Consider the following 26,448-nt stretch of genomic DNA (forward strand, 5'->3'; position numbering starts at 1 on the left):
CACCCGGGTCAGGGAATGCCGCGCGCCCGGCCCGGCCGGGCGCATCGGCGGCGGGTGCCCGGGCCGCGCCGGCCATTGCCGTGGCTTGACGGCCAATCACACACCCCGTTGTGGAGCCTCGATGACCTACTCCTCCATCTTCCTGAGCGGACCACGGTACGTGCTGGGAGAGACCGCGTCGCACCACAGTGAGACCCCGGAGCTGGAGGTGCGAGCCGGTGAGCTGGGATTGCCGTATGCCCCGGACCTCTGGGGATGGGGCCATGTGCATCGCAGCCGCAAGTCGCTGGAGGACCTGGCGATCGAGGCGGGCAAGGCGACTCTCCGCGCCGCCGGCGTCGACCCGTCCTCCGTCGACGCACTGGTGCTGTGCTGCACCAGTTTTCCCGGGGGTGCGGACAGCCACGGCAGTTTCGTGCGGGCCATCTCGGAAGGGCTGGGAACGGGCGAGACCGACTTCCTCGGCATCACGCTCGATCGATGCACGAACATGCTCGCGGGCCTGCGAGTCGCCGAGGCGTTCGTAACTGCCGGAATCCATCGCCGGGTTCTGGTCGTCACCACCGATCGAGTCACCGTCGAGGCGGAAAGGCTGGCCAAGTTCGCCCTGCTGAGCGACGGCGCGGCCGCTGTGCTGGTGTCCGACGGCGACGGGGAGTACGAGATCGTCGCCAGTGCCGCCGCGCACGAGATGAAGGACCTGGACTGGTCGAACCAGATCAGTCCGGACCTGTCCCGTCGCGTGAACACGCAGCTGATGAAACGGGCGGCTATGGGAATCGACCAGGTCGACATCCTCATGCACACCAATATCTTCGAAGCCATCATCGTCATGAAAGAGTTTCAGGCGGGATTCTCCGCAGCGCAGTTGTACACCGGCAACATCGCGCGGGTGGGCCACTGCTTCGCCGCTGACCCGATCATCAACCTGACGGACCTCGCAGCAGCCGGCCGCCTTCGCGACAACGGCCATTACCTGCTGGCCGCGTCGGTTCCCGGAGCGCGGTACGGGGTTCTCCTGCGCAAGCAGAATCGCTAGCACTCGAACCGGCATCACGGAATGGCCGTCGGCGGCGTTGTCTCGCTGGCGAGACAATCGCCGGCCGGCACGTGCAGCGGGCCCATGGCGACAACGGCAGGCGGATCGCCGTCACGACATGTGGAATCGACGTCGGCGATTGCGCCTTTTGTCATGCCCATGAGTCCACGACCATGTCTTTTCCGGACGGGTGCAAGGCCCGTCCCAGCGCGGGGAATGGGCATGGCGCCGGGGGAGGGCGGCGGATCTGGCGGGGCTGTGCCCCGGTCGCTTAGGTTTTATCGAGCATCGCCTGATCAAGGTACCGCCGGGCTCGCGGCCGTCTCGACCGATGCTGACCTGCGGATTTGAAAGGTCGATATGACTTACGCGCTTTTCGGTGGTCTTGATGAGGGCATCCTGGCATTGCCGTTCTACGAGGAGCAGCACCGCACCTTGGCCGTGGAACTCGCCGACTGGTGCGCGGGCCACGCCGGGCTGTGGTCACGACCTCTGGAGCAGACCCCGGAAAAGGCGGGCCGGGAGATATTGAGTGCGCTCGGCTCGGCCGGCTGGCTGGGATTCCTCGATCCCGCGAACGGGTCCACCGCGGGTGACTACCGCTCTATCTGTCTGGCCAGGGAGATTCTTGCGTACGCCGACGATCTGGCGGATTTCGCCTTCTCCATCCAAGCGCTGTCAGCAACCCCGATCGTCCGATACGGAAACAGTGCGCAGCAGCGGGAATATCTGCCGCGAATGGCGTCGGGCGAGGTCGCGGGATCGTTCGCGATCTCGGAGGAGGAGGCCGGCTCCGACATCTCAGCGGTCGCTCTGACTGCCGGCCGAGTGTCCGGCGGCTACTTGTTGAACGGCCGGAAAGCCTGGATCGCCAATGCCGGCATCGCGGATCTGCACTGCGTGATCGCGCGAACGGGCGGCGGACCCGGTGCGCTGGGGCTCACGGCGTTCCTGGTGCCGGCACGCACGCCTGGAGTCCGGGTGCTGGAGGAGGTGCGGCTGGTTGCTCCACGATCGTTCGGACACCTGGCCTTCGAAGACTGCCTGGTCCCCGAGTCGAGCGTCCTCGGACGTCCCGGACAGGGTTTCGTGATCGCGACGGACCTGCTGGAGCGCTTCCGGATGACGGTCGGGGCGGCGGCGGTGGGGTTTGCGCGGCGCGCGGTCGACTCGGCGGTCCAGCGGGCCCGTGAGCGACGGATCCACGGCGGCAGGCTGATGGACCTCCAGCTGGTGAAAGGTGCGCTTGCCGACATGGAGACGAGGCTCAACTGTTCGGCGATGTCGGTCGTGCGGGCGGCGTGGGAGCTCGACCACGGCAATCCCGGTTACGCGAAACATTCGAGTATCGCCAAGCTGGTCGCCACCGAGGCCGCACAGGAGATCGTCGATGCCGCCGTTCAGATCCACGGGGCAGCCGGCCTGGTCGCCGACAGCGTCCCCGAGCGCTTGTACCGGCAGGTCAGATCCCTGCGTATCTACGAGGGAGCGTCCGAGGTCCAGAAGATGATCATCGCGGACGCGCTGGGGCGACGGCCGCGCACGGGCCGATCCACACACGGGGAGAGCCATGAGTGACGAACAGCACTACGAGTGTGTCGGCGTAGGCGTCGGCCCCGCGAACCTGAGTCTTGCCTCTCTGCTGCACGGTTGTCCGGGGCTGCCGAACCTCTTCCTTGAGAAGCGTGAGGTGTTCAGTTGGCATGACGGACAGCAGATCCCCGATGCGACCCTCCAGGTGTCCATCTTCAAGGACCTGGTGAGCCTGTCCGACCCGACCAGTCCCTTCTCGTTCCTGTCCTACCTGAAGGACAAGGGGCGGCTGTACCACTTCATCAATGCTCAGTTCAGCGCGGTGCCGCGGCAGGAGTTCCGCAATTACCTGGAATGGGCGAGCCGGCGCAACCACAACGTGGTGTTCGGCGAGGAGGTGGTGTCCGTCGACTTCGACGGCGCATTCGTACTGCGCACCAACCGGCGCACCGTCACGGCGAACAACGTGGCGATCGGCATCGGCCGGCATCCCTGGGTGCCTGCGGTGGCCCGTGACCACCTCGGGCTCACCCAGTTCCACGTCAGTGAGTTCGTACCTCTCAGCCGTGATGTGGCGGGCAAGAGAGTCTGCGTGGTCGGCGGCGGACAGTCGGGCGCTGAGGCCTTCCTCGACCTCATCTCGCGTCCGTCCGCCGAGCGCCCGCGCCGGGTCTCGTGGGTGTCGCGCCGCCGCAACTTCTACCCCATCGACGACTCGCCCTTCACCAACGACTTCTACATGCCCGGCTACTCGGAATACTTCTCCCGGCTCGACCAGGAGACGCGCGAATCGTTGAACCGGGGACACGTCCTCACCAGTGACGGCATCTCCGAGGGCACCCTCCGCGAGATCTACCAGCGTATCTACGCCGAACGGTTCATCCACGGCAACACCGACCTGGTCTCGCTGTACCCGAACCGGAACGTGATGGCGGTCTCCGCCTCCGACAACGCGTGGTCGTTGAGGCTGTACAACAGCAACCATCCGGGGGTCCGCGGGCAGGTCGACGCCGATGTGGTGGTCTGGGCGACCGGGTTCCGTACCGTCGCGCCCGACTTTCTCGCGCCGATCGCGGACCGGCTCGAGCGTGAGGGCGACGAGTACCGCATCGACGGTGATTTCGCCGTGCGGTGGGACGGCCCGTCGAACCGGAACATCTTCCTGCAGAACGCGGCTCTGCAACAGCGCGGGCTGGCGGACAAGAACCTCAGTCTGCTCGCCTGGCGGAGCCAGCGCATCATCGACCGCGTCCGGTGCGTTCGCAGTGACGATCCGGCCCCCTCGTTCATCGAATGGTCGGCGAAGCTCAGCTCGGACGAGAGCGTGGGGTGAACCATGACGCATGTCGACTTCGCCGTCGTCGGTGGGGGAATCCTCGGGTGCACGATCGCGCGGGAATTGGCGCTCCGGCATCCGTACGCCTCCGTGCTGGTGCTTGAAAAAGACGCCGTCGGGTCCGGAGCCAGTCGCCGGTCGGCCGGTCTGCATTTCCCTCGTGGCGCGACCGAGCGTGTACGCCGCATGACCGGCTACAGCCAGGCGTACTACCGGGCGCTGCTCGACGCGGATCCGGCGTTGCCCATTCATCCGGTCCCCATGCTGGTGGTGTCCGCACGGGGGTCCGCGGAGCAGGTGGAGACGGCCTATCTCGACGAGGCCGGCCTGTCCCGCGTGGACGCGTTGCCGGACTGGCTGCCGCCACTGTCCGACGAGACGGCGGCCTGGACGGGCGAGGGCTGCCAGTACGCCGATGTCGGGGCGTTGACCCGGGCATTGGCGCGCTCGCTGCGGCCACGGACGAGTTTCCGGGAAGGCGTCTCCGTCGACTCGCTGGACCGGGCCGGGAGCGAATACGAACTCAGGCTCGGCACCGGGGAACGCGTCACGGCCCGCTCGGTCGTGCTCGCACCCGGCCCGTGGCTGGCCGCACCGGCCTGGCGGGAACGGCTCATCCCCCTCGGTGCCCGGGTGAAGAAGGTCGTCGCGCTGCACATCGAACAGCCGCCGCCGGCCGGCGCCGGAGTCGTCGTCTTCCACGACGAGGACGCATTCCTGCTCCCGCTGCACGAGCAGGGGCGCTGGCTCTTCAGCTACACCAGTCAGACCTGGGACGTCGACCCCGACCGGCTCACCGGCGCTGTCTCCCCGCAGGACATGGCCGAGGCTCGCGAGGTGCTGAACCGGCGCGCTCCCGGCCTGGCCGGCTCCGCCCGCAGCGGACGGGTGTTCTGCGACGCGTACAGCCAAGATCGGGAGCCGCTGGTGCGCGCTCTGGACGAGGAGGGCGGACTGGTGTTCGCGGGTGCCGCCAACGGCTCCGGCTACCGGCTCGCACCCGCCGTCGCCGCCGAGGCGGCACACCTGCTCCGTACCTCCGTTGAGAAAGTTTCCGACCAAGGGAGCCACCGATGAACGTGAGCGTCTTCTCCACGGAGGAACTGCACCAGGCATTCGGCATCGAGATGAGCTCCGTGGAGGAGATGAGTGCCGGAGCCGGCTGGGGCCGGGTCGCACCGGGCGTCACCTCCGATCCGCACCAGCACGACGAGATCGAGATGTTCGTCGTCGTCGCCGGAGCCGGATGGGTGGCCTTCGACGGCCGCCGTGTCCGGGTGGAGCCGGGGACGGTGTGCCAGTTCGAGCCCTTCGAGACCCACGTCGTCGAGAACGACGGAGACGTCGACCTGGTCTTCTTCGACCTGTACTGGCGCGACCCGGCGCGCGCAGCCCAGGCCGCAGCGGCAGGTGGTACGCGCCGCCGGTTCCATGAGAGGCCGGTCTTCGTCTTCTCGACCCCGCCCACTCCCAACGGCGACCTCCACCTCGGTCACCTGTCCGGTCCCTACCTGGGAGCCGACGCCTACGTCCGGTTCCAACGCATGCGGGGCACCGAGGTGTGGCACCTCACCGGCAGCGACGACTTCCAGAGCTACGTGGTCGACTGCGCCCGCCGTGAGGAGCGCGATCCGGCGCGGACCGCCGGGCACTACAGTGCCGAGATCGCCGCGACGCTGCGGCTGATGGACATCGACGTCGACCAGTACACGGTGACCAACGAGGACCCCGGCTACCGCGACGGTCTACAGCGATACTTCTCGAAGCTGGTCGGCTCGGGGGCGGTCACCGTCCAGCAGACGGCCGCCCTGGTGGACGCCGAGACGGGCGCCTACCTCTACGAGGTGGACGTCTCCGGCGGTTGCCCCGGATGCGGGGGCGGTACCAGCGGCAACATCTGCGAGGAGTGCGGCGAACCGAACGTCTGCGTCGACCTGGTCGACCCGCGCAGCAGCCGGTCGCAGGCGCCTCCGGAGCAGCGGCCCGTCGCACGCTACGTCCTGCCCCTCCACGAGTTCGGCAGCGAGATCGCCGATCACCACCGTCTCGGACGGGTCCCGGCCCGGCTCCGCGAACTGGCCGACCGGGTGTTCGCGCGTACCCGGCTCGACATTCCCGTGACCCACCCCTCGGACTGGGGCGTCGCGCCCGCGGACACGACTGTGGACGGGCAGGTGATCTGGGTCTGGCCGGAGATGTCCTACGGCTTTCTCCACGGCATCGAGGCCCTCGGCGGGCGTCTGGGCCGTGACTGGCAAGCCGGGACCCCCGAGCAGGACTGGAAGTTCGTCCACTTCTTCGGCTACGACAACAGCTTCTACCATGCCGTGGTCTACCCGGCTCTCTACCGGTCGGCGTACCCGCGGTGGAATCCCGATATCGATTACCACGTCAACGAGTTCTACCTGCTGGAGAACGGCAAGTTCTCCACCAGCAGGCGCCATGCCATCTGGGGCAAGCAGATCCTCCGGCCGGAGACCGTGGACGCGGTGCGCTTCTACCTGTCGCTCACGCGTCCGGAACGGCGGCGGACCAACTTCGAACTCGAGGAATACAGGGAGACCGTTCAGCGGGTCCTGGTGGACGGCTGGCAGGCATGGCTCAACGACCTGGGCGTACGGGTCGCGGGGCAGTACGGCGGGATCGCCCCCGACGCCGGCGTCTGGACCCCTGAGCACACAGGGTTCCTCAATCGCCTGGGAATACGTCTCGCCGCCGTCGCCGACAGCCTCGGGCCGGACGGATTCTCGCTGAACCGTGCGGCCGCGGAACTGGACGGGATCGTCACCGACACCCGGCGGTTCGCCGAAGCAGAGACACGGACCGCGCTGATCGCCGATTGGAAGGACGAAGCCCGGACGGCCGTCGCGCTGGAACTGGCCGCGGCGCAACTGCTGGCCCGCGCGGCCACGCCGATCATGCCTCGATTCGCTGCCCGGCTCGCCCGCGCGCTGGGGACGACCGACCAATCGTCCTGGCCTTCCCAGGTCGGGCTGGTCACCCCCGGCACCCGGATCGGCCTCGACAAACAGTCCTACTTCGCGGCACTGCCGTCGGACTGGCCGCTCGCCGGGGGAGCCACGGCATGACCGACTCGGTGATCAACCGCCTGGTGGCGGGGCCGCCGGCACCCGGCCACCGGATCTCCTTCATCCGGCTCGGCAGCCGCAGGACCCTGGACCTGACCGAGCTGTACGAACAGTCGGGCCACGTCGCCGCGTACCTTCGCAGCCTCGGCGTCGAGGCCGGGGACCGCATCGGAATCCTGGCCGCCAACAGCCTGGAATGGGTTCTGCTGGACCTCGCCGCGCTGCGGCTCAAGGTGGTGGTCGCCGGTTTCGAGCCGGGCAAGTTCACCGATGCCGCAGAGCTGGTGGCACGTTACGGGCTCACGGTCCTGTTCACCGACCGGGACGTACCGGCGAACGCGCCGGCGGCTGTCCGGACCTTCACCGAGGTCGCCGGGGCAGCGGCACGGGCGTGGCCGGACCCGCCCGGACCCGTCGTGTACGAGCCCGGAGAGGTGACGACGATCAAGTTCACCTCCGGCAGCACCGGCGCGCCGAAGGGACTCGGGGCCACGGTCGGCAGCATCGACGCGTCCCTGCAGGCTGTCCAGGAGATCTTCGAGCACCGCGGCGACGACGATCTCTTCGTGTTCCTTCCGCTGTCGCTGCTGCAGCAGCGGTACTGGCTCTACTCCGCCCTCTGCTTCGGCCACGATGCGACGGTCACCACGTACGAGGCGGCCTTCGCCGCACTGGCGACGGCCCGGCCGACCGTGGTGATGGGTGTACCGGCGTTCTTCGAAGCCGCCAGGCAGCAGATCAGCCGGGATGCCGCTCGCGCGGACGGCATCGCGCCGGACACGGCTCGCCGCACGGCCGCGCGGCGGCTGTTCGGCGATCGGATCCGCTACCTGTGGACGGGATCGGCGCCCGCGGACCGGGAGGTGCTGCGTTACCTCACCGACGCGGGCCTTCCCATCTATGAGGGTTACGGGCTGAACGAGACGTGCATCGTCAGCAAGAACCATCCCGGCGCCCACCGGCAGGGCAGCGTGGGACGGGTTCTGCGGGGCAAGGAGGTGCTCTTCGACGCCGACGGCGTGATCCTGGTACGAAGCGAGCACCCGGTGAACCAGCGCTACGAGTTCGCCGGCCCCGGTGACTCCGAGCGGATGTTCGTCGCGGACGGGGTGGTGCGCACCGGGGACCTCGGCTACGTGGACGAGGACGGCTTCCTGTTCATCCAAGGGCGCGCCGACGACGTCATCGTGCTGGGCAACGGCAAGAAGGTGATCGTCCGGCCGATCGAGGAGCACATGCGGACGAGTCCGGCGATCGAGGAGTGTGTGGTGTTCTGCCCCGCGCAGACGTCACTGGTGGCGGTGGTCTCGCCGGCCTCCGACCCGGCCGACCTCGAGGCGATCGCCGGACAACTGGCCCGTACCAACGCCGCGTTCGGCCGTGACGAACAGATTCGCAAGATCGTGGTCGCGAGCCCGCGGCCCAGTATCGCCAACGGAATGCTCACTTCGCAGTTCAAGCCGAAACGACAGGCAATCTTCGCCGCCTTCCAGGCGGAGATCATGAACAACCAGGACGGTATCCATGCCCAGTGACGTCGAGACCATCGCGCGGGACAACCTGTCAGCCGCGCTCCAGCCGGCCGCGGATCCGCACGAGCTCGAACTCGACCTCGAGTTGACCGACTACGGCTTGACCTCGTTGCAGAAGGTCCTGTTCCTGACCCGGCTCTGCGAGGACCTCGCGGTCGACCTCGCACATCTGACCGAGCGCGACGTCGCGGAGATGCGCACGCTCCACGATGTCGTCGACACACTGTCCCGCTACGCCGGAAAGGCTTCCTAGAGTGAGCTGGGCAGAGCTGGCCGCGGCCACCCTGGAGAACGACCACGTGAGGCTGCGCCCGATCAGCCCGGAGGACCGCGAGTCGATCCACGACATCGCGATGGACCCGGTGATCTGGCGTTACTTCGTGAGCCTGGTCGAGACGGAGGAGGACTTCGACGCCTTCTTCCGGGGCATGGTCGCCGACCATGCGGCAGGCAGGCGGGTGGTCTTCCACATCACCGACAAGACGACGGGGCGATGCGCGGGGAGTATGAGCTTCGGCAACCTCGCCGAGGCCGACCGGCGCCTGGAGATCGGCTGGTCCTGGCTGGGCGTCGCCTTCCAGGGCCGTGGCATCAACCGCTGGGCCAAGTACCTCCTGCTCGAGCACGCCTTCGAGAACCTGGGCGCCGAACGCGTGGAGTTCAAGACGGACCAGCTCAACGCCCAGGCCCGGGCCGGTCTGCGGAACATCGGCGCCGTGGAGGAGGGCGTCCTTCGCAGCTTCAACCCGATGCCGGGCGGCAGGCGCCGGGACGCTGTCTACTACAGCGTGCTGCGCGGTGAGTGGTCCTGGCTCAAGGGCGAGCTGGCCACCAATGCGAAGGTCACCCGTCAGGGCATGGCGGTGTGAACGGGGGAGCGGGCGTCGCCCGTCTGCATCTCTGCGGCGATCCCTATGAGGTCGGCCTGCAGCACGGGGCAGCTCTCGCCGGTCCGCTGCGTGGGTTCGTCGGCGACTCGCTCTGTCGCCTCAACCTGCTTCTGGACGAACCGGTCACGATGGCCGGCCTCGAACCGGTGCTGTCGGCGTTCGACAAGGTGATCACGGCAGAGCTGCCCCGGCTGGCCGAGGAGATCACCGGACTCGCCGACGGGATCGGGATCCACCGCGACCAGGCGATGCTGCTGCAACTGCGCCGGGAGATCCTGGGCTACCGGAAGATCCCGGCGCGGGGCGACTGCACCACGTACGCCCGAGCCGGTTCCCATCCGGTTCTGGCCCAGACCGTGGACCTCAACGGTGACCTGGACGATCAGATCAGCGTCCTCGACGTCCGGCTCACGGGTTCCCCGCGGCGGACCCTGGTGCTCAGTTTCGCGGGCCTGCTCGGCTACCTCGGGGTCAACAGCGATGGCCTGGCCGTGGGCCTCAACCTGGTCCTCGGCGGCGACTGGAAACCCGGAGTCCCGCCGTACCTGGCCATTCGCCACGTGCTGGACTCCGCCGCCACCGTCGACGAGGCGGTCGAGTGCCTCCGCGGGCTCCCGCTGGCCAGTTCCCGGTCGTTCATGCTCTGCGACGCCGGCAAAGCGGTCTGGCTGGAGGCTCTCGACGGCGACTTCCGGTGCTTCGAAGCTCCACAGGCGGAGCACACCAACCACTTCCTGCACCCCGAGTTCGAGCCCTTCGACGAGATCAACGTCTTCGCGCGGAACTCCTCCCGCCGAAGGTTGGAGGCGTGCCGCGCCGGTCTCGCCGCGATGGGACCGGCCGCCGGGGTGGAGGAGCATTTCGCTCTGCTGTCGGCACCTCCCATCCGGGTCGCCGGAACCGGCGCCATCCGGTACGAGCGCACCGTCGCCGCCGCCGTCGCATTGCCCGGGCGCGGCCGCCTGTACATCAGGCCGGGTGATCCCGCCACCTCCGTCACCAGGGAGTTCGCCTTCGCGGCTCCGGACCGCTGCAGCACCTGTTGATCTTTTCGAACTCACGGGCGGGAACATGACTGTGCTAGATGACGAGAGCCGGGAGATCGATGCCGGGATCGACGTCGACGACCTCGCCGGCCTGCTGATGATCAGGCACTTCGAGCGGGCCGTGCTGGACCTGTTCGCGCGCGGGCTGCTCAACGGCACCACGCACACCTGCCTCGGCCAGGAGTACGTGCCGGTAGTGCTGGGGCCGCTGCTCGCGCCGGACGACTTCGTGTTCAGCAACCACCGCGGCCACGGACACTACCTGGCCCGCTTCGACGACCCGGAAGGCCTGCTGGCCGAGATGACCGGCCGCGAGGGTGCGGTCTGCTCGGGCGTCGGCGGCAGCCAGCACATCTTCCGGGACACCTACCTGTCCACCGGCGTGCAGGGCGAGAGCCTGCCGGTGGCCGCGGGCACGGCGCTGTGGTTCCAGCGGACCGGCCGGCCCGGCGTCGCCGTGGCCTACATCGGCGACGGCACGTGGGGCGAGGGCGTCGTCTACGAGGCGCTGAACCTGGCCGCACTGTGGCGGCTGCCGCTGCTGGTGGTCGTGGAGAACAACGGCATCGCCCAGACCACACCGACCGCCCACGCCATGGCCGGTGACATCGCCGGGCGGGCCGCGGCATTCGGGATCCCCCATGTGCCCGTGACGGGCAGCGACGTCGCCGCGATCCGCGCGCGCCTGGCACCGGTGGTCGACCGGGCGCGCACCGGCGGCGGGCCGGCCGTCGTCGAGTTCGCGACCCACCGCCTCGGCCCGCACAGCAAGGGCGACGACACGCGCTCCGCGGCCGAGGTCGCGGCCGAGCGGGAGCACGACTGGTACGACGCCTACCAGCGCCTGGACCCCGACCTGTTCGCCAAGGTCGAGGACGAGCAGCGGACGCGGATCGCCGAGGCCGTGGACCGGGTCCTGGCCCGTCCGGCCTCGGTGTGGGAGAGGGGCTGAGCCGTGGAACGTGTCGCCGAGAACCTGAACCGGGCTCTGCATGCGGCCTTCGCCGCCGACCCCGCTCTGTTCCTGCTGGGGGAGGACGTCGCCGACCCGTACGGTGGCGCCTTCAAGATCACCAAAGGGCTGTCGTCCGGCTACCCCGGACGGGTCCTGAGCACGCCCATCAGTGAGCAGTCCATGGTCGGCGTGGCCAACGGGCTGGCGCTGTCCGGCGGGCGCGCCATCGTCGAGATCATGTTCAGCGACTTCGCCACCCTCGCCTTCGACCAGATCGTCAACTTCGCGGCCAAATCCGTCGCGATGTACGGCCGCCGCGTCGAGGTCCCGGTGATCGTGCGCTGTCCCACCGGCGGGCGGCGCGGATACGGCCCGACCCACAGCCAGAGCCTGCAGAAGCACTTCATCGGCGTGCCGTACCTGTCGGTGCACGAGATCTCGCCGTTCCACGACAGCACGGCGCTGCTGGCCGGCCTGCTCGCCGCCGGCGAACCGGCCGTCCTGTTCGAGGACAAGGTGCTCTACACGCAGCAGATGCACGAGCCGGGGACGGACGGGCCGTTCGTCGCCGACTTCCCGTTCGGAGCCGGCGGCCCGGCCCGGCTGCGGACGTCGGACGGCGACGACACGGCCGACTGCGTGATCATCGTGCCCGGCGGCGTGGCCCGCAGGGCGCTGGCGGCGGCCGGGACGCTGTTCGCCGAGCACGAGATCACCTGCGAGGTGATCGTTCCGACCCGGTTGTACCCGTTCGACGTGGAGCCACTGCTGCCCGCCCTGGCCGGCGCCGGCGTCGTGTGCCTGGTCGAGGACTGCGCCGCCGGCGGCACCTGGGGATCCGAGGTCGCCACGCGCCTCTACGAGCGGCTGTGGGGCCGGCTGCGGCGCCCGGTCGTGCTGTGCAGCGCCGAGGCCGAGGTGATCCCGACCGCCGCACACCTGGAACAGACCGTGCTACCCCAAGCTTCCGACATCCACCGCGCCATCTGGGAGGCGTTGCATGCGTGAACTGCTGCTGCCGAAGTTCAACAACAACGACGAGGGGTGCCTCCTGGTCGGCTGGACGGTCGACGACGGCGCCGCGGTGTCCGCGGACGCGGTCGTCGCCGAGGTCGAGACCGCCAAAGCCCTGGAGGAACTCGTCGCCGACGCGGACGGCGTCCTTCACCGGCTCGTCGAGGCCGGAACGCACTGCGCCTTCGGCCGGCCCGTGGGACTGCTGTTCGACAGCCTCCAGGAACGGGACGACTACCTGGCGTCCGGCGTCGTGACCACCGCAGCCGCCGGTGACGGGGAGGGCGAGAAGGGCGGCCCGGACCCGATCCTCAGCGACGCCGCGCGCACTCTCGCCCAGGATCACGGCATCCGGACCGAGCAGCTGCGCGCGCTCGGCAAGCGGGTGGTGAAGGCCTCCGACGTCCAGCGGCTCATCGACCAGGGGTTCACGGACCAGGGGACAGCGTCCGTCGCGGCTGGGGCATCCGTGGCGTCCGAGGACGCCGCCGTCGCCGGCCTCGGTCCTCGCCAGCGTGCGGACGACGTCGCCGGCCTCAGTCCTCGCCAGCGTGCTGACGCTGACGTCGTCAGCCTCAGTCCTCGGCAGCGTGCGGTGGCCGCTGTCGTCAGCGAGGCGCACCGCACGATTCCGGCCGCCTTCGCCGCGATCGCGGTCGACCTGACAGCGTTCCGCGCCACTCGCGGCGGCGCCCCGTACGGCCTGGTCGAGCTCCTGGTCAAGGCCATCGCCGCACGCCACGCCGACTTCCCGCTGTTCTTCGCCACGCCCGGCGCGGACCACACCCTCACCCTCGCGCCGACGGCCAACGTCGGGGTCACCGTCGACGTCGGGACCGGCCTGTTCATCCCCGTGCTCAAGGACGCCGCCCGCCGTCCGATCGGCGACCTGGCCGACGACCTCATGGACTTCCGGGTCAGCGCACTGCGGCAGAACTTCCGCGAGGACGCGTTCGCCGACGAGGCGATCACCCTCTCGCTGCACAACGATCCGGACATCATCCTCGCTGCGCCGATCGTCCATCCGGGCCGCACCTGCGTCGTGACCCTGTGCGCCGAACGGAGCGAAGTCGCCCTGACCGAGGACGGTGTGCCGTTCGCCCGGCCGGTCACCACGGTCGCGGCCACCTACGACCACCGCTATCTCAACGGCCGCGACGTGGTCCGCTTCCTCACAGCGGTGAAGCAGGACCTGGAGACCGCCGACGCCATCGCCCGGCTCGCCGGCTGACAGGAGGACGACGACGCCGTCCCGCCGCCCTCGGCGCGGCGCTTGCGGGGACGCCAGGCTGTCGGGCGTCACACGCCGCGCCGCGACCCGGCAGCAGCCGGCAGCCGGGCCGGGGCCGGACCGGGCGTGCTGGTCGCCGCGCAACGCCTGAGGGACTGCTGAACGATGCCCGGACCGTCGGACATCTCGACGTCGGCTGCTCCGGTCGAAAGGCGCCATGACCGGAGCTGACGAGGCGGCTCCTGCGTCTGGTCCGGGTCGGGTCAGGTCGTGCGCTGGTCGGGCGTGTCGCCGGCGCCGCACGCGTCCTGCAGCCGTTTGAGATACGTCAAGCCGGTCATGACCTCGTCCGTCGGCAGTCCGAAGTCGATGAGACACGCGATCTCGTCCACGCCGAGCTCCGCGAGCCGCGCCACGACCTGCTCGCCCTTGTCGACCGAGCCGAGCAGGCCGACGTTGTCGAAGTAGTGCTCGAAGGCCCGCTCGACGAGCATGTCGATCTCGTCCGGCTCCAGATCTCCGGTGCTGAGGTCCGCCGTCAGGATGAGCCCGAGTGAGCTGCGCATGTAGTCGCTCAGCGACGGCCGGACCAGCTCCCGGACACGGTCGGTGTCCTCGCCGAGGTACGTGTGCACCATCACCGTGACGTGGCCCGGCCAGCCGGCGTCGGCCGCGGCCTTCCGGTACTCGGCAATCTTGTGCGCCAGCTGTTCGGGACTCTGGCCGAGCAGGTGGGTGAGGAGCCCGGCTCCGACCCGGCCGGCGCTCCGGAAGGTGTCGACGTCGCCGACGCTGGCGACCCAGATCGGCAGGTCGGCCTGGACCGGCGGCGGGAACGACCGCACCTTCACCGGGTTCCCCGTGCCGTCGGTGACCTCGATCGCCTCGCCGCGCCACAGTGCACGCACCTGCTCGATCCGCTCGTACATCTCCGTCCGGCGGTTCGGGTAGGCGGCCGGGTTCAGGGCGAAGTCGACGGCGTGCCAGCCGGAGGCGAAGGACACCCCGACTCGGCCCCGGGAGATGTTGTCCACCACCGACCACTCCTCGGCGATCCGCAACGCGTGATGCAACGGTGCCACGACGCTGCCCGCCCGGATCTTGACACGCTCCGTCGTCGCGGCGATCGCCGCACTGGTGACCGACGGGTTCGGATAGGTGCCGCCGAAGGGGTGGAAATGGCGTTCCGGGGTCCACACCGCCGCGAAGCCGTTCTCGTCGGCGAAGCGGGCGCCTTCGAGCAACAACCGGTACCGGTCGGCCTCGGCGCTTCCGCTGTCGTTGGCGAAATAGAAAAGGCTGAGATCCATGGTGCATTCTCCTCAGCGGATACTGGTTCGGAACCGGGGGTCGTGGCGGACATCGGATCGGTAAAGGCGCCCGCTCCTGATTCATAGCACCCTCGTTCTTCATGGACTCACTCACCGCCGACCGCGGTGGAAACGGCCGGCGGAGTGTTGTCTCGCCGGCGAGACAAGCGCACGATGGACACGTTCTTCGGAAAATGAGGTCTCGTTCACACAGGAGAGCCGTGGTCAATCTGTTCGAAGACGATGAAGGCGTGCGGGAGCTGACCGGAGAAGCGCGAGAGGTGGTCAGATGACGGTCGACAGTGAATTCCGTAACCCGATGGACGAGCTGGTGGTCGGCAAGGTGCGGGAGCTTCTGGGGAATCCGGCCATCGGCGTCGGCGACGACTTCCTGGCCGTCGGCGGCAACTCCATCATCGCCGTCCGCCTCGCCCAGGCCCTCCGCCAGGAGCTCGGAGTATCCCGGATCACGGGCATCATCCTCAAGAACCCGTTGCTCAGCGACCTCAGCGACGTGCTGAGCGAACTGGTCGGCGAAACGTCCTGACCATGTCGTGACGGTCGCGCCAGGGCGGCGTCCCGGCCCACTGTTCGTCATTCGGTGACAGCGTCCCCGGTCAACGGCGCTCCGACCTCTTCCGGAAATCGCCGTCATTCCATTCCGGTCCGCTGAATGTCGTCGCGGGCCCACATGGCTGACTTTCCTGACTTGATATATCGGTTGGAGTCCCTTCGTGCCCGGAATGCCGTACAACAATTTTCAGGTCATGCCGAATTCAAACGGTCATCCCTCGGCCGGAGGTCATTGCCGAACGGGCGTCGCGTCGCAGGTTCAGCGACGGACGTATTCGACGACGACTTCTTCGCCCGCGGCGGGACGCCGCCGGTGACGGCGGCCGGAACCCGGCCGCGGACCGGCTTCCTCTTTCCCGGACAGAGCTCCGAGTACGCCGGCATGGGCGTCGAGCTCCATCGCGAGCACCCGTTGTTCCGCAGCGGCATCGACCGGCACGCCGATCAGTTCCGCCGGCTCACCGGCGTCGGTCCGCTCGACGTGTTCGCCGACCCGGCCGCCCAGACCCGCGCCGAGCTGCTCCAGCCCGCGGTCTTCCTGCTGCAGGTCGCCCTGGCGGAGTTCTGGACCTCCTGCGGGATACAGCCGGACGCGGTGATCGGCCACAGTCTCGGCGAATACGCGGCCGCCTGCGTGGCCGGGGTGTTCGGCGTCGAGGAAGGACTCGAACTCGTCAGCGCCCGCGGCCGGGCCTTCGCGGCCGTGCCCGGCGCCGGCCGGATGGTCGCCGTGGGCGATCCCGACCCGGCGGATCTGGAGAGCCTGGTCGCGGCACACGGCGAGGCGGCGTCGGTGGCCGCGTACAACGCCCCGGAGCGCATCGTCGTCTCGGGGACCGACACAGCGATGGGGGAGCTGACGGCCGCGTTCGAGCGGCGAGGCTGGCTGACGATCCCGCTGGAGACGACCCACGCCTTCCACACGACGCTCGTCGCCCCGGCCGTCCCGGCATTGGTCGCGGCGGCGGGCTGGATCCGGCACCGGACACCGGCCGTGCCGCTGGCGCTGAACCTCACCGGAGGCTGGGCCGCGGGCGGAGAGCTCGGCGCGGACTACTGGGGCCGGCAGCTCACCTCACCGGTCAGGTTCATGACGGGGATCCGGGCACTGATGGACGGCGGCTGCACGGTCTTCCTGGAGGTGGGGCCCGGACGGACGCTGACCACGGCCGGCCGGGCGCAGAGCGACGGCAGCGAACTGTGGCTGACCGGGTTGTCGCCGCGGACACCGGACCCGGTGACGGTCCTGGAGCACCTGACCCGGTTGGAGCAGGCGGGGATTCCGGTCGACTGGGTGAGGTACCACGCGCCGTTCCGTGCGACGGGGCAGACGGCCGGTGATCGGCCGGAAGCGGATCGGCCGGCCCCGGCCCCGTCCACCGGGCTGCCGTTCCGGATCGAGCGGGTCGTGATCCACGAGTCGGCGAGCACTGCGAGGTCCGGGATCGCCGCGGTCCGGCACCGGGTGGCTGAGACGGCGCGAGAGGTCGTCGACGTCTCGGTCGTCGACGACGCCGGCCGGCCGGTCGTCGAAATCCTCGGACTCGAGCTCGGCGCGGGAACCGGTGAGGAGACGAGCGAGCCGGACCGGCTCTCACCCGAGGAGGCAGAGCGGCTGCTGGCCTCGCTCGACGCGCTCACCGAGGACCAATTGCAGGCCCTCCTGCCTGTGTGGGCGGGCCCAGGCGCTTCGCCGTCGGATCGACCGAGGAGTGACACCCATGACTGACTACGACCTCCGGAAGAAGCTGGAGGCGGCGCTTCGGGCCCGAGCCGGACAGGCACGCACCGAACATCCGCTCTCGTACGCGCAGAGCCCCTTGCTGATGCTTCATCGGATGGACCCGGACAGCGCGTCCTACAACGTCGCCCTCACCGCCCGGTTCAGCGGCGGATTCGACTCCGCGGTCTTCCACCGCGCGCTGCAGTCGCTCGTCGGGCGGCACGCAGCGTTGCGCACCACCTTCAGCCGGGCGGGCGCCGACGACGGGGACGGCCCCGCCGGCCGTCAGATCGTCCACGGCTGGCTCGAACCCGACTTCGCCGAGCTGGACGCGCATCAGTGGACCGAAGGAGAACTCCAGGAGGCGGTGCGGGCCGCCTACCGCGAGCCGTTCGCCCTCGTGACAGGGTCGCCCCTTCGAGCACGGGCATACCGGGTGGCGCCCGGAGAAGCGGTCGTCCTGTTGGCAGCCCACCATGTGGTGTGCGACTTCTGGTCGCTCGGCACCATGCTTGCCGAACTCGAGCAGCTGTACGCCTCCGACGCCGAACGGCGCCCGGCGCGGCTGGCCGGGCACAACAGGCCGTACAGCGAATTCGTCGCGTATCAGCGTGACCTGATCGCCGACGACCGGGGCGCCCGGGCCCGCGCCTACTGGCACGCCCAGCTGGCCGGTTCGCTGGAGCCGGCCGAATGGCCCCGGTTCGATCTGGACCCGGCGGACACCGGCGGCGGCGGTTCGGTCATGTTCCCCATCCCCGCGAACCTCGCCACGGACGTGCACGCGCTGGCCAAGGCGGAAGCGGTCACGCCGTACGTGGTGCTGCTGACGGCCTTCCAGGTCCTGGTCGGCCGCTACACCGGCCGGCGTGACGTCCTCGTCGGGAGCCCGTTCGCCGGCCGCACCGACCCGGCGCTTGCCGAATGCGTCGGGAACTTCATGAACCCCGTCGTGCTGCGCGCGGACCTGAGTGACGCGGTCTCGTTTCGTGAGCAGCTCGGCCGGACCCGCCGCACCGTCGCCGAGGCGTTCGAGCACCAGGACTATCCGTTCGAGCTGATCGTCAACGAGCTGGCACCGCGCCGTGCGGATGGCCGCAATCCGATCTTCCAGGCGATGTTCATCTATCAGAAGTCCAGCCGGCATCCGGCGCACGCGGCCCTGCACGTGGCCGACGAGGGCGCATCCCCGGCCGCGTGGGCCGGACTGACCGCGGCGCCGTTCCCGCTCGACAAACAGGACAACCAGCTCGAGCTCACGCTCGAGGTCGTCCACGACGGCGACCGGCTCGTCGGGGTGCTCAAGTACCGCAAGTCCGTTTTCTCCGCCGCCGCGGCCGCTCGTGCCGCCGAGCACTACGTGACCCTGTTGCGGGCCGCGATCGCCGAACCGGACCGCAGTGTGGCGCAGCTGCCGATGCTGAGCGAGGCCGGGCACGGCACCGGCCGGGACCCGGTGCCCGTGGCCCCGGAGGACAGCTTGGCGGCCCGCTTCCGGCAGGCCGCGGAGCAGCACGCCCACCGCACGGCAGTACGCTGCGCCGGAGACGAGCTGACGTATGCCGAGCTCGACGAGCTGGCCGGGCGCTGGACGGCCAGGCTGCGGGCCGAGGGCGTCGGGCCGGGCAGCCGGGTCGCCCTCCTGCTCGAGCCCTCCCTCGACACGGTTGCCGCAATCCTCGCGGTCCAGCGGGCCCAGGCGGCCTACCTGGTCCTCGACCCGTCCGGCCCGGGTGCATGGTGCCGGGCGGTGCTCGAGGACAGCGGAGCGCGCGTGGTGCTCACCCAGCCGGACCTGACCGCGCTGGTGGACGGTGCCGCGGCGCCGGTCCTGGTGATGCCGGAGACCGAACTGCCGCCGGCCGGCGAGCCCGGCGACCTGCCGCGAGCCGGCGACGTGGCCCGCACCGTCTACACCTCCGGCCCGACCGGGACGCCCCAGGGGATCGACATCGAGCACGGCAACGTCCTGACGCTGCTGGAGTCGATGCGTGAGCACGTCGCCATCGACGAGACCGCGGCCATGGCGTTCTTCCACCCGGCCGGACCTGATCTTCCACTGTGGGGCGCCCTGCTGGCCGGGGCGTGCCTGGTGGTCGTGCCGGCGGGCGCGGCCCGATCGCCTGACGTGCTCCACACGCTGCTTGTCGAGGAACGGGTCACACACCTGGTCCAGACCCCGTCCGTCCTGCACGGCCTGTCCGTTGTGGTGCGTCGGACCGGGGCCGGCGGCCTGGCGCTGAGGCACGTCCTCTCGTACGGCGAGTCCCTGGCCGCGCCGCTCGCCCGGGCCGTCCACGAGTGGTGCGGGACGCTGTGGAACGTGTACGGCCCGGCCGCGACCACGATCTGGGTCACCGCGCAGGCCGTCCGGCCCGACGACTGCGGGGGAACCAGCGTGCCGGCCGGACTCCCGCTGGCGAACGCCCGGCTGCACATTCTCGACGAGCACGGACAATCCGTGCCGCCGGAGTTCACCGGCGAACTCCACATCGGCGGGCAGTCCGTCAGCCGCGGCTACGTCAACCAGCCGCAGCTGACGAAGGAACGCTTCCTGGACAGCCCGCTCGAGCCGCAGGGCCGGCTGTACCGCACCGGCGACCTGGCGCGGATCAACACCCGGGGGCAACTGGAAGTCCTGGGACGTGCCGACAACCAGGTGACGATCAGCGGGTCCCCGGTCGAGCTGGAAGGCGTGGAGGCACAGCTGGACAAGGTGCCCGGGGTCAGAAGGTCGACGGCGCTGGTCGTCGGCGACAGCCGCCTCGTCGCCTGCGTGATCCGCGAGCCCGGGTCGGACCTGACCGAAAGCGCCATCAGAGAGCATCTGAGTTCCACGCTGCCGCCGTCCATGGTGCCCACCGCGATCGGGTTCGTCGACGCGTTTCCGCTCGACGCCGGTCAGAAGGCCGACCGCACGCGACTGGCCGCCCAGTTCGCCGGCGTGGCCGGGGAGACCGGCGCCGCCAGGGCACTGAGCGACCACGAGCGCCGGGTGACGGCCGTCTGGCAGCAGGTGCTGCAGCGCCAGGACATCGGCCACGAGGACAACTTCTTCGATCTCGGCGGCAACTCCATGCTGCTGCTGCAAGTCCACGAGCTGCTCGCCGCCGACCCGCCGTTGAAGGGCTCCGAGCTGTTCCGCTATCCGACCGTCGCCAGTCTGGCCGCACGACTCGGCCGGGCCGATGCCACGCCCGCCGTCGGCGGCGCGGGCGAGGGCCGCGACCGGACCTCGAGCCGGCGCACGCGGCTGGCGGACGACACGGTCCGCGGCGCGCGCCTGCGAGCCCGGGAACGGGGAGGGAAGAATGCCTGAGGCCAACGACGTGGCCGTGATCGGGATGCGCGGCCGATTTCCCGGCGCCCCCGACGTGGACACCTTCTGGAACCGGTTGCGCGCCGGAGAAGACCTGCTGACCACCTACACCGACGACGAACTCGCCGCGGCCGGTGTGCCCGAGCGGGTCATCCGCGATCCGCACTACGTCCGGCGAGCGGCCAGCCTGCCCGACGCCTACGACTTCGACCACGAGTTCTTCGGCTACACCCGGCGCGAAGGAAAGCTGATCGATCCCCAGCAGCGGATCATGCTGGAGGTCGCCTGGGAACTGCTCGACACCATCGGCTACTCCGGCGGGGCCGACCACCAGGCGATCGGGGTGTTCGCCGGCGCGGCGATGAACACGTACCTGACGAACGTCGTGGCCCGGTCCTGTGACCTGCTGACCTACGACGGCATCGGGCTCATGGTGGCCAACGACAAGGACTACATGACCACGCGGATCTCCTACAAGCTGGGCTTGAAGGGGCCGAGCGTCAGCGTGCAGACCGCCTGCTCGACATCGCTGGTCGCGGTGCACGTGGCCGCGCAGAGCCTGATCGCGGGGGAGTGCGACATCGCCCTGGCCGGCGGCGTCTCGGTGATCGCCAACCCGTACCCGGGCTACATCTACGGCGAGGGAATGATGTTCTCCCCGGACGGCCGGTGCCGTCCCTTCGACGCGGATGCCGCCGGTACCACGTTCGGCGACGGCGTCGGCCTGGTGGCTCTCAAGCGACTCGCCGAGGCAATCGAGGACGGCGACCGGATCCTTGCCGTACTGAAGGGCTCGGCGATCAACAACGACGGGTCCGACAAGATCGGCTACACCGCCCCGAGCGTCGAAGGGCAGCGGGCGGTGATCAGCGAGGCGCACGAGGTCGGCGGGGTGGACAGCGACACCATCACGTACGTCGAGGCGCACGGGACCGCGACCGCCCTCGGTGACCCCATCGAGTTCACCGCTCTCAGCGAAGCCTTCGTCGACGGCGGTGCCCGGCCCGGGCAGTGCGCGCTGGGCTCCGCCAAGGCCAATGTGGGGCACCTGGCCGCCGCCGCCGGGATCACCGGGTTCATCAAGACGGTGCTGGCCCTGCAGCACCGGGAGATCCCCGGCCACCCGACCTTCACCCGGCCCAACCCGCGGATTGAGCTGGCCGGCAGCCCGTTCCACATCAACGCCCGGCCCCTGGTGTGGCAGCCCGGCCCGACCCCACGGCGGGCCGCGGTCAGCTCGTTCGGTATCGGCGGCACCAACGCCCACGTCGTGCTGGAGGAGGCCCCGCCGCTGCCCGCGCGGCCGGCGCCGGACGCCGGTCCCCGCCTGCTCGCCGTGAGCGCCAAGAGCGACCGGGCGCTGCGCGAGCTGGCCGGCAGGCTGGCCGACGTGCTGGCACGGCCGGACGCCCCCGGCCTCGCCGACACCGCCTACACGCTGCGGGCCGGCCGGCGCGTGTTCGCGCATCGCCGCGCGGTCGTCGCGGACGACCACGCCACCGCCGTGGCCGGACTGCGGGCGATCGCCGCGGGGGCCGCGGCGGCGCCGCCAGCGGAGGCCGCCCCGGCCGTGTCGTTGCTGTTCGGCGAGGTCCCGGTCGAGGATTTCCGGGTGCTGTCCGAGCGGGTACCGGCCGTGGCCGCCATCGCGCAGCGCTCCCTCGACAGGGCCCCGATCCACGCGCAGAGCCCGCCGGCCGCGCAGGTGACCGCCGGACTGGTGCTCGCCACCCTGTGGGCCGAATCCGGCGTGCGACCCGACGCGGTCGGCGGCGCCGGAACCGGTGAAGTCCTCGCGGCCTGCTTCAGCGGAGTCCTCGACGAGAGCGAGGCGCTGGCCGTCCTGTCCTGGCGGGCCGGCCTGATCGACGGCCCGCCGACCGTGCGGCCGCGGGCCCCGCGCCTCCCGATCCTGTCGGCCGTCGTGGGTGGCGAGCTGCCGCAGTCGCGAGCCCTCGACCCGCTGCACTGGACCCGGGACGTGTGGGAGGGCGGCCGGCTGGCCGACGCCTTCGCGGGCCGGACAGCGGACGGGGCGACGGTGGTCGTCATCGGAACTCCGGCTGAACCGCTGCCGGGGGACACCGGCCCGGACGGCGGCCCCGCATCGTCGCCGGTGACGCGGCTGCTCCACGACGCGGCCCGGCTGTGGACCGCGGGTGTGCCGGTGAACTGGTCGGACTGGTCCGGCCAGGAACCACACCGGGTTCCGCTGCCGGCACATCCGCTGTATTCCAGCAGGCTGCGGCTGGACGAACCGGACCAGGCGCCGCCGGTGGCCCCCACCGGCCCGCCGCGCGGCGAGGAGCTGAAGCAGCTGCTCGCGAAACTGTGGACCGAGGTGCTGCGTACCGAGGTCGGCCGCTACGACCGGAGCATCTTCGACATCAACGACGACTCGGTGCTCGCCGTGCGGCTCGCCCGCCGGATCGGGACGGAGCTCGGCGTCCCCCTGCCGACGATCGATCTGCTGAAGAACCCGACGATCGACCGCCTGGCGGCGCACCTGGCCCGGGTCGGCTGACGTGAAGCACCCGGCTGACGCGAACCGCGAGGAGAACACCGTGGAGCCACTGCACTCAGAGGTCGTCGCGATGGTGGGCGGCTATTTCGACATCCCGCCGGACACGCTGGATCCGGACGTCTCGTTCACCGACCTCGGTGCCGACTCGATGGCGCTGCTCGGCATGCTGCGGCTGGTCGACGAACGTTTCGGCTGCAAGGTCTCGCTCGGGCAGCTGTTCGGCGACATCCAGACACCTGCCGCGCTGGCGGCGCACCTGGCGGCGAACACACCGGCCAGGACGCTGCCGGAGGCCGCGGCGGTCCCGGCCACCGGTGCGGTGATCGCCACGGCCGTCGACGTGCCGCAGATCCCCGCGCCTGCCCCCGTGCCGGTGGCACCGGTTGCGGCCGGCACCGTGCCGGCGCCCGGAGCCACGACGGCAGTCGAGCGGCTGATCAGCGAGCAGCTCGCCGTCATGCGGGGCCAGCTCGAGCTGCTGGCGGGCGGTGCTGCCACGGGCATCGGACCGGCCGCCGTCGCACCGGCGCCCGCAGCCCGTCCGGCATCGCGACCGGCCTCGTCCCGGCCGGCCGCGCCGCTCGCACCCGGCGCGCGCGGCGGAGCCGGCCTCGTGGAGTCGCAGGAGCGTGCCCGGTATCTCAAGGTCCTGGCCGAGCGGTTCGGCAGCAGGACGAAGGGCTCGAAGGAGTTCGCCCAGCGGTTCCGCCCGCTGATCGCCGACAGCCGCTCGTCCATCGGCTTCCGGCCGACGACCAAGGAGATGCTGTACCCGATCGTCGCCGAACGCGGGCAAGGACCGCGACTGTGGGACATCGACGGCAACGAGTACGTCGACCTCACCCTGGGCTGGGGCGTCCACCTCCTCGGTCACAACCCGCCCGCCGTCATGGCGGCTCTGCGCGAGCGGCTGGACCTCGGCTTCGTCATCGCCCCGCGCACCGAGGTGGTCGAGGAGGTCGCCGCCGGCCTGATCGAACTCACCGGCATGGAGCGGGTCGCCTTCCTGAACACCGGCACCGAAGCGGTCATGACCGCCCTGCGCATCGCCCGGACCGCGACCGGCCGCGACGACGTCGTCATCTTCTCCACCGCCTACCACGGGCACGCGGACAGCGTGCTCGCCGCCGCCTCCTCCGAGAACGGCGTGCGGACGACCCGGCCGATCACCTCGGGCATCCCGGCGCGCGCGGTGCAGAACGTGCACGTACTCGAGTTCGGCACCGACGAGGCCCTGGAGTTCATCGACAGGAACGGCCCGCGGCTCGCCGCGGTGATGACCGAGCCGGTGACCCTGCGCACCCCCGGAGTCCAGAACCCCGAGTTCCTGCGCCGGGTCCGGGAGATCACCCGGCAGCACGGCACGAAGCTGATCTTCGACGAGATGGTGACCGGTTTCCGCTGTCACCCGGCCGGTGTCCAGGGGCTTTACGGCATCGAGGCCGACCTGGCCACGTACGGGAAGATCATCGGCGGCGGCATGCCGATCGGCGTGATCGCCGGCCGGGACGGAATCATGGACACGATCGACGGCGGCGTGTGGGACTTCGGTGACGACTCCCGCCCGACCGCGGAGTCCACCTTCTTCGCCGGCACGTTCAGTCAGCATCCGATGACCATGGTGGCGGCCCGGGCGGTTCTGGACCACCTTCGCGCCGAGGGCCCGGACCTGCAGCGGAACCTCGATCGCAAGACCGAGGTCTTCGTCGACCGGCTGAACACCGACTTCCGCGAGCTCGACGTGCCGATCGAGGTCCGCCGGTTCTCCTCGCTCTTCCGGTTCGAGCACGAACAGAACATGGACCCCCTGTACCTCAACCTGCTCGACCGCGGCGTGTTCGTCTGGGAGCTGCGCAACTTCTTCCTGTCCACGGCGCACGAGCAGGCCGACCTCGACCACATCCGGGCAGCCGTCCGCGACTCGATCACCGAACTGCGGGAACACGGTGTGCTGGGCCCCGGCCGGGTGGAGCCGGCCGGAGCCGTGGTCGCGCCGCCCGCGCCGCCGCGCAGCACCCTCGCGCAGCGGCAGCAGGCGGCACTGGACGAGGGCGGCGTGCCGGCGTACCAGATGTCCGTCGGCTTCTGGCTGGACGGCCGGCTGGACCGGGACGCGCTGCGCGGCGCCGTGCGGGGCCTGGTAGCGCGGCACGAGACCCTGCGGACCACGCTCGCCGCTGACGGTGTGACGCTCGTCGTGCATCCTGCCGCCGAGACGGTGCTGGACGAGGTTCTGACCGAACACGTCTGCCCGGATGACGACGACCTCGACCGCTTCCAGCAGTCCTGGGCCGAGCAGCGGTTCGACCTGAAGGCCGGGCCGGTGTTCCGCGCCGCGATCGTGCGGACCGCTTCGGAGCGGCATCTCCTGCTGATCTCCGGGGCGCACGCCGCGGTGGACGGCTGGTCGTTCAGCGTCCTGGTCGACGACCTCGTCGCGCTGTACAACGCCGGCTGTCAAGGTGTCCGGCCCCTGCTGCCGCCCGCGGTGCAGTTCCGCGACTACGCCGCGTGGCACGAGCGGGTCGTCCGCGGCCCCGACGCCGCCGAGCACCGGGACTACTGGCGCGCTCTGCTCCAGGACGCGGTGGCGCCGCAGCTGCCCGGGCCGGGATCGTCCGGGCCCTTCCCCTACCGGGCGGTGCGGCACAGTGTCCGGCTCGACTCCGAGTTCTGTGCCCGGATGCGCCACACCGCCCGGGAACAGGGCGCGACGGTGTTCGCCTACCTGGTCGCGGCGTGGGGCGCCGTGCTGCACCAGGTGACGGGGCAGGACGACATCGTCGTCCCGGTCCTGGCCGCCCGCCGCCCGCCGGAGCTGGACGAGGTGGTCGGGTACTGCTCGAACCTGCTGCCGCTGCGTCTGCGACGGACGGCGGACGTCCTGGCCGCGGACTACGTGGCCGACGTCATGGAACACCTCGTGACCGGACTCGAGAGCCAGGACCACCCGTTCGCCGACCTGATCATGGAGCTCACGCGAGGAGGCGGCTTGCGCGCCGACCTGCTCGCGACGTCCATCTCGTTCTACCGCCGCGTGGCGGCGCCCCCGATGGACGGGCTCGCGGTGTCGGAGGCGGACCCGCTGCCGATCATTCACACCGGCCACCCTCTGGCACTGAACATCGTCGAGGACGCGGACGGCTTCCGGTGTGACTTCGAGATCGCGACGGACGTCGTCGCCCCCGACCTGACCGCCGGCATCGCGCGCCGATACCAGGACCTGCTCACCGGCCTGGTCGAGGACGGCGAGCGCCCACTGACCCAGCTGAACCACCCCGGACACGACCACGACACCCTCAGACGAACGGGAGCCGCAAGACCATGATCACAG

The 26,448-nt window shown here is 70.2% G+C and carries 18 protein-coding genes; 17 read left to right on the forward strand and 1 reads right to left on the reverse strand.

Annotated elements, in window-relative coordinates:
* Nucleotides 1-160: 160 nt before the first annotated feature.
* The 12 genes from AB0G04_RS18495 (at nucleotide 161) to AB0G04_RS18550 (ending at nucleotide 13,665) form a co-directional block, all read left to right on the forward strand.
* Entirely contained in the window at nucleotides 161-1,039 is an 879-nt protein-coding gene (locus AB0G04_RS18495; protein WP_360983543.1) for a 3-oxoacyl-ACP synthase, read from the forward strand.
* Between the two features lie 360 nt (nucleotides 1,040-1,399).
* Nucleotides 1,400-2,617, forward strand: a complete 1,218-nt coding sequence (locus AB0G04_RS18500) for an acyl-CoA dehydrogenase family protein (protein WP_360983545.1) — start codon at nucleotides 1,400-1,402, stop codon at nucleotides 2,615-2,617.
* On the forward strand, nucleotides 2,610-3,905 hold the full coding sequence (locus AB0G04_RS18505; protein WP_360983548.1) for a SidA/IucD/PvdA family monooxygenase: 1,296 nt from the start codon (nucleotides 2,610-2,612) through the stop codon (nucleotides 3,903-3,905). The genes AB0G04_RS18500 and AB0G04_RS18505 overlap by 8 nt, the downstream gene beginning before the upstream one ends.
* Before the next feature lie 3 nt (nucleotides 3,906-3,908).
* Nucleotides 3,909-4,985, forward strand: a complete 1,077-nt coding sequence (locus AB0G04_RS18510) for an FAD-binding oxidoreductase (RefSeq protein WP_360983550.1) — start codon at nucleotides 3,909-3,911, stop codon at nucleotides 4,983-4,985.
* On the forward strand, nucleotides 4,982-6,997 hold the full coding sequence (locus AB0G04_RS18515) for a class I tRNA ligase family protein (RefSeq protein WP_360983552.1): 2,016 nt from the start codon (nucleotides 4,982-4,984) through the stop codon (nucleotides 6,995-6,997). Before AB0G04_RS18510 ends, AB0G04_RS18515 begins: the two co-directional genes overlap by 4 nt.
* Nucleotides 6,994-8,532 (forward strand): AMP-binding protein, encoded by a 1,539-nt coding sequence (locus AB0G04_RS18520; protein ID WP_360983554.1) that lies wholly within the window; start codon nucleotides 6,994-6,996, stop codon nucleotides 8,530-8,532. The genes AB0G04_RS18515 and AB0G04_RS18520 overlap by 4 nt, the downstream gene beginning before the upstream one ends.
* On the forward strand, nucleotides 8,522-8,782 hold the full coding sequence (locus tag AB0G04_RS18525; RefSeq protein WP_360983556.1) for a phosphopantetheine-binding protein: 261 nt from the start codon (nucleotides 8,522-8,524) through the stop codon (nucleotides 8,780-8,782). The genes AB0G04_RS18520 and AB0G04_RS18525 overlap by 11 nt, the downstream gene beginning before the upstream one ends.
* A gap of 1 nt (nucleotide 8,783) precedes the next feature.
* Nucleotides 8,784-9,398, forward strand: a complete 615-nt coding sequence (locus AB0G04_RS18530) for a GNAT family N-acetyltransferase (RefSeq protein WP_360983558.1) — start codon at nucleotides 8,784-8,786, stop codon at nucleotides 9,396-9,398.
* The gene (locus AB0G04_RS18535; RefSeq protein ID WP_360983560.1) at nucleotides 9,395-10,465 is read left to right on the forward strand and encodes a C45 family peptidase; all 1,071 of its coding nucleotides are present in this window, start codon (nucleotides 9,395-9,397) and stop codon (nucleotides 10,463-10,465) included. Before AB0G04_RS18530 ends, AB0G04_RS18535 begins: the two co-directional genes overlap by 4 nt.
* 25 nt (nucleotides 10,466-10,490) lie before the next feature.
* A complete protein-coding gene (locus AB0G04_RS18540) occupies nucleotides 10,491-11,417 on the forward strand; it encodes a thiamine pyrophosphate-dependent dehydrogenase E1 component subunit alpha (RefSeq protein WP_360983562.1) in 927 nt (308 codons plus the stop codon).
* Between the two features lie 3 nt (nucleotides 11,418-11,420).
* On the forward strand, nucleotides 11,421-12,428 hold the full coding sequence (locus tag AB0G04_RS18545) for a transketolase C-terminal domain-containing protein (RefSeq protein ID WP_360983564.1): 1,008 nt from the start codon (nucleotides 11,421-11,423) through the stop codon (nucleotides 12,426-12,428).
* On the forward strand, nucleotides 12,421-13,665 hold the full coding sequence (locus tag AB0G04_RS18550; protein ID WP_360983566.1) for a 2-oxo acid dehydrogenase subunit E2: 1,245 nt from the start codon (nucleotides 12,421-12,423) through the stop codon (nucleotides 13,663-13,665). Before AB0G04_RS18545 ends, AB0G04_RS18550 begins: the two co-directional genes overlap by 8 nt.
* A gap of 263 nt (nucleotides 13,666-13,928) precedes the next feature.
* Here AB0G04_RS18550 and AB0G04_RS18555 read toward each other — a convergent pair whose 3' ends face one another.
* Nucleotides 13,929-14,975, reverse strand: coding sequence for a MupA/Atu3671 family FMN-dependent luciferase-like monooxygenase (locus AB0G04_RS18555; RefSeq protein ID WP_360983568.1), 1,047 nt, complete (start codon nucleotides 14,973-14,975; stop codon nucleotides 13,929-13,931).
* 289 nt (nucleotides 14,976-15,264) lie between these two features.
* Between AB0G04_RS18555 and AB0G04_RS18560 the strand changes: the two genes are divergently transcribed.
* From AB0G04_RS18560 to AB0G04_RS18580, 5 genes are all read left to right on the forward strand, one after another.
* Entirely contained in the window at nucleotides 15,265-15,522 is a 258-nt protein-coding gene (locus AB0G04_RS18560) for a phosphopantetheine-binding protein (RefSeq protein ID WP_360983570.1), read from the forward strand.
* Nucleotides 15,523-15,861: 339 nt separating this feature from the next.
* Nucleotides 15,862-17,277 carry an acyltransferase domain-containing protein gene (locus AB0G04_RS18565; RefSeq protein ID WP_360983572.1) on the forward strand — a complete coding sequence of 472 codons (1,416 nt, stop codon included), beginning with the start codon at nucleotides 15,862-15,864 and terminating at the stop codon, nucleotides 17,275-17,277.
* Nucleotides 17,270-20,590, forward strand: coding sequence for an amino acid adenylation domain-containing protein (locus AB0G04_RS18570; protein ID WP_360983575.1), 3,321 nt, complete (start codon nucleotides 17,270-17,272; stop codon nucleotides 20,588-20,590). Before AB0G04_RS18565 ends, AB0G04_RS18570 begins: the two co-directional genes overlap by 8 nt.
* Complete coding sequence (locus AB0G04_RS18575) at nucleotides 20,583-23,114, forward strand: beta-ketoacyl synthase N-terminal-like domain-containing protein (RefSeq protein ID WP_360983578.1); 2,532 nt, start codon at nucleotides 20,583-20,585, stop codon at nucleotides 23,112-23,114. Before AB0G04_RS18570 ends, AB0G04_RS18575 begins: the two co-directional genes overlap by 8 nt.
* Nucleotide 23,115: 1 nt before the next feature.
* On the forward strand, nucleotides 23,116-26,442 hold the full coding sequence (locus AB0G04_RS18580) for an aminotransferase class III-fold pyridoxal phosphate-dependent enzyme (RefSeq protein WP_360983581.1): 3,327 nt from the start codon (nucleotides 23,116-23,118) through the stop codon (nucleotides 26,440-26,442).
* The last annotated feature ends 6 nt before the right edge of the window (nucleotides 26,443-26,448 follow it).

Origin of the sequence: Actinoplanes sp. NPDC023801 (assembly GCF_040639655.1) — a bacterium.
GTDB lineage: Bacteria > Actinomycetota > Actinomycetes > Mycobacteriales > Micromonosporaceae > Actinoplanes.